This is a genomic window from Burkholderia sp. BCC1985 (assembly GCF_905339915.1).
Lineage (GTDB): Bacteria > Pseudomonadota > Gammaproteobacteria > Burkholderiales > Burkholderiaceae > Burkholderia.
This window is the reverse complement of sequence record NZ_CAJPGY010000149.1, coordinates 1-316: the sequence shown is the minus strand read 5'-3', so window position 1 is coordinate 316 and position 316 is coordinate 1. Positions and strand designations below refer to the sequence as shown.

The 316-nt window shown below is 63.0% G+C and carries 1 protein-coding gene; it reads right to left on the bottom strand.

From position 1 onward, the window contains the following. On the bottom strand, positions 1–316 hold a 316-nt coding region (locus tag U4Z31_RS37055), incomplete at both ends, for an aminotransferase class III-fold pyridoxal phosphate-dependent enzyme (protein WP_321813010.1).

The following is a 316-nucleotide window of genomic DNA, read 5'->3' as shown; positions in this document are numbered from 1 at the left end:
TTCGCCGGCTTGCGCTTCGCCGAAGAAATACGGCTGGTCGATGTGCACGATGTTCTCGACCTTCGACGGCATCTGCTCGTGCATGTAGCCCATCCCGCCGAGCGTGCCGCCGGCGATCGTCGAGCCGTGATAGCCGTTCCTGCGCGAGATCACGAACTTCTTCTGCGGCTTGCCCTGCACGCGCCAGTACTGGTGCACGAGACGCAGCACGGTGTCGTTGCCTTCCGAGCCGCTGTTGCAATAGAAGAAGTGATTGAAGCCCGCGGGCGTGACTTCGGCGAGCATCGCCGACAGTTCGATCACCGGCGGGTGCGTC